Origin of the sequence: Desulfobotulus sp. (genome assembly GCF_034006065.1) — a bacterium.
GTDB lineage: Bacteria > Desulfobacterota > Desulfobacteria > Desulfobacterales > ASO4-4 > Desulfobotulus.
Genome location: NZ_JAVETM010000099.1, coordinates 1 through 3,518, shown reverse-complemented (window position 1 = coordinate 3,518; position 3,518 = coordinate 1). Strand labels below are relative to the sequence as shown.

General features: G+C 55.4%; 4 protein-coding genes. 1 reads left to right on the top strand and 3 read right to left on the bottom strand.

The genetic code is table 11. From position 1 onward, the window contains the following. Positions 1-234 (top strand): hypothetical protein (locus tag RBR60_RS16410; protein WP_320358803.1); only part of this gene is annotated, 234 nt, incomplete at its 5' end. Between the two features lie 166 nt (positions 235-400). Here the strand turns inward: RBR60_RS16410 and RBR60_RS16405 are convergent. The 3 genes from RBR60_RS16405 to RBR60_RS16395 all read right to left on the bottom strand — a co-directional run bounded on the left by RBR60_RS16405 (position 401) and on the right by RBR60_RS16395 (position 3,270). Continuing rightward, complete coding sequence (locus tag RBR60_RS16405; RefSeq protein WP_320358801.1) at positions 401-1,516, bottom strand: mechanosensitive ion channel family protein; 1,116 nt, start codon at positions 1,514-1,516, stop codon at positions 401-403. 333 nt (positions 1,517-1,849) lie between these two features. Further along, a complete protein-coding gene (locus tag RBR60_RS16400) occupies positions 1,850-3,031 on the bottom strand; it encodes a YibE/F family protein (protein WP_320358799.1) in 1,182 nt (393 codons plus the stop codon). Between the two features lie 89 nt (positions 3,032-3,120). After that, positions 3,121-3,270 (bottom strand): hypothetical protein, encoded by a 150-nt coding sequence (locus RBR60_RS16395; RefSeq protein ID WP_320358797.1) that lies wholly within the window; start codon positions 3,268-3,270, stop codon positions 3,121-3,123. Positions 3,271-3,518 lie beyond the last annotated feature (248 nt).

Below are 3,518 nucleotides of genomic sequence, written 5' to 3'. Positions count from 1 at the left end.
CTCCTTTCTCCTCAGCCTTTGGGGCTGTACCGCTTTGAAAAATGGCGGCGCATCTGTGAGGTGAGGGTTTTTGCCATGCAGGTGACGGAGTTTTCTGAAAACTGGCCCGAATCCGGTATGCGGTGCAGGATCTGGACGAACCCGGAACGGGCAGAGGAAGTGGTAAAACACAAAGAGCTTGGAGAACTCATCGGAAATCTCTCCTCCTGGCTGATGGCGCAGGAAAAGGGCTGAGCATCTTCAGGGAGTATCATGAAGATCCTGGGAGTTTTTATTTCCAGCAATGGCTGATACGAATCAGGATGCCTGGTTTGACCTGGATCTGCTCAGTGATCATCCGCTGCCCTGAAAGAAAAGGCGCGTTTCCGGCAAGAGCATGTGTTATGAATCCGATCCCCCCTCAGGATTCCATGGTTTCCGGAACTTTCCGAATCCATACATCCTGCTGGGGAAAGGGAATTTCAATGCCGTTTTCCTTCAGGGCCTCATAGAGGGCCATGTACAGTTCATGGGAAACCAGGCCCCGCTGTTCCGGTTTTTCAATCCAGCAGAGCAGTTCAAAATTGAGGCTCGAATCTCCAAAGCCCCGAAGCCTCACCCTGGGTTCGGGGTTTTTGCATACCTTGGCGTTTTCCCTTGCCACCCCATCCAGCACCTTCACCACCTGCCGCGCATCCGAGCCATAGGCCACGCCCACCTTGATACGGATACGGTATTTCACCCAGCGTCCGCCGGATTCATTCACGATTTTGGAGTTGGCCATCACCGCATTGGGAACGATGATTTCCACGTCATCGCGGGTGAGCAGTCGGGTGGAGCGGATGCCTACCTTGGTGATCTCTCCCCTTTCCCCGGAACCGAGCACCACATAGTCCCCCAGTTTGTAAGGGGCATCGGCGATGATGAAAAATCCGGAAAACAGGTTCGCGAGGGTGTCCCTTGCCGCAAAACCCACGGCAATACCGATGACCCCTGCGGAAGCCAGCCAGGCCGTGGCGTCGATGTTCCAGACCTGCAGCAGGGCATAGGAGCCGATGGCGATGATGATGACCGTCATGATGAGATCAAAAAGCGGCAGAGTGCGTTCTTCCACAATGGCGAAACGGTCCCGCACCTTGCCGAGAATCTCCAGAAAGACATGGCTGGCCTTTAAGGCTGTGCGCATCAGCTGAAGAATCAGAAAGCTGATGAGAATGCGTACCGCGATGGTGGTGACAAACTGCCCCAGGGGCAGGGTATGCAGCGCCGTGACAAGGCTGATGTAGCCCACAAGCAGTCCGGCAACCCCTGCGCCCATGCGTACCAGTTGTCCGAAAAGATCAGCATTGGCCCGCTTGGTCAGCTTCAGTCCCCAGAAGAGGATAAAATGGCGGATTAGAAAGGCGAGACTGAATCCGATCAGGAGAATGACAAGGGCGAGAAAGATGGGATAGGTGGCGAGGAGATCCCAGAAGTCTTCCAGCCAGACGGGCAGCCAGGAGGGGGTATCAATGATGTGGTCAGGGGTTTCATCCATGGCAAGGGCCTGCTTCTTAAAGGGGGTTTCTGGTTCAGACGGCGCATGGGACCCGGAAAAAGACGTATGCCTTCCGGATCATCGGCCCCTCGCACCTTCGGGAAGACAAAGGTTTCGGAGCCAAAAAAGCTATAACACACATGAAAAAAACTGAAAACGGATTGAAATCAGGTCCAGTGGCGGAGCCGCACCGGGCCTCTTTTCCCCTGCCCGGCCAGAACAGATACCGCTCCCCTGAATCATCGGCAGAGAGGATGTTTTAAGATTATGCTGCCCAGGCCCCAGGTCTTTTAAGCCCGGACAGCGGAGATGCAGGCTGATACGCACAAGGCATCAGAGCTGAACCGTATCCGGCAGGAATGTCTCTGTCTCCGCCACTTTCCCCCTTTCGGGCCGCTTTCCTGGAACCAGAAAAAAGGCTCCGGCCAGGGCCGTGAAGGGAGCCACGGCCAGAAGTCCGAAACTTCCCAGTATGGTGTTGAGAAGCTCCGCCGTCACATAATTGAGGTTGAGCATGTTGGCCATGGGAATACCCTGGGCCATAAAGACCATGAGCAGGGAAATGTAACTGCTGGAGTAGGCCAGAAGCAGAGTGGTGCTCATGGTTCCCATGACAGCCCTTCCCACCCGGAAACCGGAGAACATGGCTTCGCTGCGGGTGATCCGGGGATTCTGGGACACCACCTCATCCATGCTGGCGGCAATGTCCATGGCCAGATCCATCACCGCACCGGAGGCGGCCATGATGATGGTGGCAAGGAAGATGCGGGTGAGATCCAGATGGGCATAGCCCGTGTACATCAGGGTTTCTGAAAAGGGCTTGATGGCACCGTGGAGCTTGAAGGCAGGGGCCACAAAAAGGGCAAGGAGGGCGGTGCAGGCAAGGCCCAGAAGGCAGCCAGCAAAGGCTGTGAAGCCTTTCCGGTTCCATCCCGCCACAAGAAACAGGATGGCGGCACTGAGCAGCATGACCACAAGAAGGGCCGTGACCATGGGGTCCCAGCCCTTTAAAAAGCCGGGAATGAGGACCTTCCAGACCATGAGCCCCGTGAAAACAAAGGAAAGCAGGGCCCGCATTCCCGTCCATCCGGCAAAGGCCACCAGCAGCAGGGCAAAGCTCCCCGCAAGCCAGACCTGCATATTGAGGCGATAATGATCCATCACCTGGGCATGGCGGATGCGGTCTCCGTCCAGAGTCAGCACCATCAGTACCCGGTCGCCAGCCTGATACAGGCGGTCGAGATCCAGTTTTCCAAGGAGATGGTTGGCCGAATCCGCAAGTTCTCCCTTTTTCTCTCCTGAAACAATACGCAGCACAAGATTCTGACTGCCCGTGCGTACCATGCCGTACTGACGCAGAAAGGCGTTGTCCACCTCCACCACCTCGCCCCGGCAGCGCAGGGAGTTGGGATCTCTGCGTTCCTCAAAACCCGTGGGCAGAAAAAAAAGCAGAAGGGTCAGGAGAAAAAAAAAGCCCACAAGAAGGGCTTCGGAGCGGGTCTGGCTTTTGCGCATGGTCGTTCTCCGGTGCTGCGTATGCAAAAAAGACAGGGAATGTCCTGCATTCCCTGTCATCACGTACCTTTACGACAATACCTGTCGCATCAGAATCCGGCTGCCGCAGCCTGACGGATTTCCCCTGTTTCGAAAGCTGCATCGGCATAGCGGGGACTGAAGCCCATGGTGGAAAGCAGTTTTTTTCCAAGATCGGACTGGTGGTAGTAGCCGTTGAAGACCTCCTCGCCCACGCCCATGGCGGAGGTGATGACCGGTGCACCTGTGTGGGAGTAGGAGGTCCAGCCAATTCCCGCCTTCTGATTCAGGATGTGAGTGACCTTGATGCTGAAGGGGTCGTAGTCACCATAAAGAAGATAACCTGAAATCCCGGCTTTTCTTATACCTACTCAGGCTCTTTGACTTCAAACGCCTTGAAGATATCTTTTTGAAGCCTCGTCAATGGAAAAAGGATTCTGGCTCCACGGATCTCTTGTACACGTACTCT